Annotated in this window: 4 protein-coding genes; 2 read left to right on the top strand and 2 right to left on the bottom strand. The window is 63.3% G+C overall.

Features of this window, described 5'->3' with window-relative positions; genetic code table 11:
* Positions 1-68: 68 nt before the first annotated feature.
* Together AC1Q6V_RS33095 and AC1Q6V_RS33090 are read right to left on the bottom strand one after the other, a co-directional pair.
* Positions 69-437, bottom strand: a complete 369-nt coding sequence (locus AC1Q6V_RS33095; RefSeq protein WP_284494977.1) for a type II toxin-antitoxin system PemK/MazF family toxin — start codon at positions 435-437, stop codon at positions 69-71.
* A complete protein-coding gene (locus AC1Q6V_RS33090) occupies positions 437-691 on the bottom strand; it encodes an AbrB/MazE/SpoVT family DNA-binding domain-containing protein (protein ID WP_284494978.1) in 255 nt (84 codons plus the stop codon). The genes AC1Q6V_RS33095 and AC1Q6V_RS33090 overlap by 1 nt, the downstream gene beginning before the upstream one ends.
* Positions 692-842: 151 nt before the next feature.
* Between AC1Q6V_RS33090 and AC1Q6V_RS33085 the strand changes: the two genes are divergently transcribed.
* On the top strand, positions 843-1,154 hold the full coding sequence (locus AC1Q6V_RS33085; RefSeq protein WP_492363708.1) for a hypothetical protein: 312 nt from the start codon (positions 843-845) through the stop codon (positions 1,152-1,154).
* Between the two features lie 407 nt (positions 1,155-1,561).
* Entirely contained in the window at positions 1,562-2,767 is a 1,206-nt protein-coding gene (locus AC1Q6V_RS33080) for a tyrosine-type recombinase/integrase (RefSeq protein WP_284494980.1), read from the top strand.
* Positions 2,768-3,994: the final 1,227 nt, after the last annotated feature.

Genomic DNA, 3,994 nt, shown 5'->3' with positions numbered 1-3,994 from the left:
GGCATGTGATGTTTGGACATGGTGGGCACCTCCTTCGGTTCAAGATAGGCGCTGTCCAAAAAATCGGGTCACCTCCACTCTGCGATAACGATAATCTGGTTTAGCTGCTCGCAAGCGGCAGCAAAAACTTCCAAGGACGCTTGCTTCCAAGGGTGAGCCCTTGCGTTTCTGGCTCGCCAGTCAAACGACTTAGGTTGATGGGCCAGGACGTAGCTGTCCTTTCCCTTCGGTCCCTGAAACTTGATCGCAAACGGATTGGTCTCGTTGTAGGCTGCCGTAGTCATCGGCAAGCCAATTACGATACTAGTCCGTTCGTTAAACGGCCGCGGTGAAAGAACAAGCATCGGATGCATATCCTTCATCTCGCGGCCGGCTTGCGGGTTGCAGTCGATCCAAATAATGTCGCGTCGTTCAGGCGCCCATAGCTTGCCCGCCATTACATGGCCTCCACGCCGACACTCCGCGCGGCCATGGCTTCGCCGCTGTGCTTGATGGGGTCAAACAGAGCAAGTTTTTCCGCCAGCGTGAGGGCACGACGACCAACTGGTCGAACAGTTACGCCAATCTCATCGACAGATACCTCCACTTCCTGACCCTCGGCGAAATGTGCAGAGCGAGCCACCGCAGTGGGGATACGAACAGCCAAGCTGTTGCCCCACTTTTGAATCGTCAGAGTTGCGCTTTTTGGCATGAGACCTCCAAACAATGTTGATACAAGTATAAACATGAGCGATTCATGTTTCAACGCGTATCTACCTCGCGCCCTCGACGTTGCTTGCCATCGCTCGGTTTCGCCCCAGGCCACGTGTCGAAACAAGCCGCGAGCGCAGCACAACCTGTACATGGCACCGGAGCCGGTCGACGCCCGGCTGGCGGCGCAAGTGCAGTGGCCGCGGTTGCCACTGGCGGCCGACGTCGATGTTTTTCATCGGTCCGTCATCCGATCACGGCACAACGTGCCAGTACTAAATGGCGATTCACCGCTGTCGACCATACAAGTCAGCGCGATGAATGAAGGGCCCGCCTACCCCGCCATGTCTGGGAAACTATGCGCGAGCGACCTCGCCGCCGTATTAATTATCGGCATTGCATTTTGCTACACATTTTCAGCCGGTAATGCCGCGGGGCCCACAAAATTTGTTAAGAATCAGTAACTTACCGTGGCCAAGTGGCCTGCTGAGCCGGCGGAAAGTCGCGACGGAGCACCGGCTGCCCCCTACCCTCAACTGGGCGCCAGCCGCCTAATAGCCTCTGCGGCGGCCCGCGCAGAATCCGGTTGCGAGAACGGCCGTCAATCCCTGCCCGAGTCACGATGCCATTTGCGACGAATGCGTTCCGCAGCGCGGCGTTGGCCGCAGCGGCCGCGTCCAACCAGGGGATGCTCTGCCCCCGCCGATGGTCCAGCCGCCTTCGGTGGCTCGCTCCGGTCCATCTGCGGCGTTACTTACCATTATCCGAATAATGGTAATTGAATAGCTGTGCTGGGTATAATGCTTCGCATTGCGCTGGCACGCCCTCTCGAGTGACCGTGCCAGCCGCCCCACTGCCGCCTTGGCCCGCTATGACGACAGCCCCGCCTGCCCTGCCCATGCTGCCGGTGGATACCCCGGCGCTTCCGTCGAACGCGCTGGCTAGCCCGGTGCTGCCAGCAGGGCTCTCCGACGCCCAACTAGTGCACGCCTGGCTTGAGGCGAAGTCTGCCGCGGGTCTCGGTCTGCGCGCCAACACGCGAAGTCAGTACGAGCTCGAGGCGCACCGATTGCTTTGGTACGCGCACGCGATCGACCGGCGACTGGCTACCTGGCAGGTCGCGCATGCCAGCGGCTACCTTGCCTTCCTACGTGACCCGCCGGCACACACCGTCGGTGACGGTCGAGCGCGCCGGGCTAGCCCGGGCTGGCGGCCGCTGCGCGGCCCGCTCTCCGAGGCGTCGCGGCGCCAGAGCGCAGTTATCGTGGGCATCTTGTTTGACTGGCTGGTACGGGTCGGAGCGTTACGAGTTAATCCGTTTGTCATGGTTCCGCGCGCTCGTGCTGTTACCGGCCCGGGCTCGCAGCGGCGCTTCCTCGAACTGGAGCAGGTCGCCGCGGTATTCGATGCGATTGAGAATCGCCCGGGGCCGACGTTGTGGGCGGAGCTGCACAAGGCACGCGACCGCTTATTGCTTGCGCTGCTGGTCCAGACCGGGCTCCGCGCCTCGGAGGTCGCCGCGCTGACTTGGGCAGACTTTGAACTCCAGTGGGGCCGGACACGCACGTTTTGGACTGTGCGTATCCGGCAGGCGAAGGGGGGCGACGACCAGTTAGTGCCGTGTGACAACGCTATGGACGAACTGGCGCGCTTCCGCCGGCTAGTGGGACTGCCCCCCGAGCCGCGCGCGACCGACAGCATCGCAGTCATCCCGGCAATGGGGGGCGGGCGTCTGCGTGCCGCGCCGATAGCGGAACCGGTTGAGCTACTAGCAAAGCTGGGGCGGCCACTCCGTACGCGCCAAGGGATCTACGCGGTCGTGCGCGCGGCCTTTGCCGAAGCGGCTGACCGGCTGGAGCTAGCACACCAGGGCGAACAGGCGGCTAGACTGCGTGCCGCGTCGACGCATTGGCTGCGGCATACGCATGCTACGCACTTGCTCCGCGCTGGAGTGCCGGTGACCGACGTGCAGCGCGCCCTGCGACATCGCGACATCAACACTACGCGGCGGTACACCCACGAGGCGCTGGAAGACGTGGCGCGCGCGTTGGCCGGGAAGACTCCGGGCACCGTGTAGCGGGCTTTTTCGAATGACATACCCGTATCAGGCCCGATGTCCAAGCACTCGCACAGTAGGGCCAGGCCATCTGAGTTGCGCATTCGCACGCGCTTGCAGGATTCTTCGGTGCCGTCAGTCGAATAGGCCCTGTCTTGACGACGTAGACAAGCGCCGTTGCCTCCAAGCATTGGCGACTCCTTCGCCTGCTCATTGGAGCAAGAATTGTTGCAGCTTGCGGTGCTGCACCGAAATTCTTCTCTCTTCCCCGTCTTGGCCGCACCCGGCATCAGTGTGGCCTGCTGCCCGCACGCGCTCAAACATACCCTTGACCTGTCCTTCGTCCGCAGGACAGGCCTCCCTCTGAGAACAGAGGCGGCTCGCCGTCGGCGATACGCAGCGGGATGCGGCGCCAGAGCAGCAACTCCTTGATGTGCGGCGTACCAGCCGGCCTTAGGAGTGTCGGCGAGCCGTGCCTGGACCGTCCTACGGAAACGAGGTCTGCGAATGGCGCTGAAGCGTCCCAACTTGGGACGGTCGGCCTACAGATGGTGCCGTCCTGGCAGGTGGGCTTTACGCGCCGGCCCGTCCCAATTTGGGAAGGTCTTCGAGCCGCACCTCGCACCGGCCTCCCGTGGAACGATCGGCGATTGGCACTGAGGCGTCCCAACTTGGGACGGTTGGCCTGCCGGTGCCGCCGTCCTTGGGAAACGTCGGCTTGCCGCCCCGGAGCGTCCCAACTTGGGAAGATCTTCGAGCCGCACCAGGCACCGGCCTCCCGTGGAACGGTTGGCGATTGGCACCGAGGCGTCCCAACTTGGACGGTTGGCCTGCCGGTGCCGCCGTCCTTGGGAAAGGTCGGCTTCCCGCCCCGGAGCGTCCCAACTTGGGAAGATCTTCGAGCCGCACCAGGCACCGGCCTCTCGTGGAACGATCGGCGATTGGCACTGAGGCGTCCCAACTTGGGACGGTCGGGAAGCAGGCGCCCACCGTCCTTGGGAAAGGTCGGCTTGCCGCCCCGGACCGTCCCAACTTGGGAAGATCTTCGAGCCGCACCAGGCACCGGCCTCTCGTGGAACGATCGGCGATTGGCGCCGAGGCGTCCCAACTTGGGACGGTTGGCCTGCCGGTGCCGCCGTCATTGGGAAAGGTCGGCTTGCCGCCCCGGACCGTCCCAACTTGGGAAGGTCTTCGATCCGCACCTGGCACCGGCCTACCGTGGAACGGTTGGCGATTGGCACCGAGGCG

The organism is Cupriavidus sp. GW823-FHT07B10 (assembly GCF_058794355.1).
The sequence above is the reverse complement of the archived record's forward strand: the minus strand, read 5'-3'. Positions and strand labels throughout refer to the sequence as shown.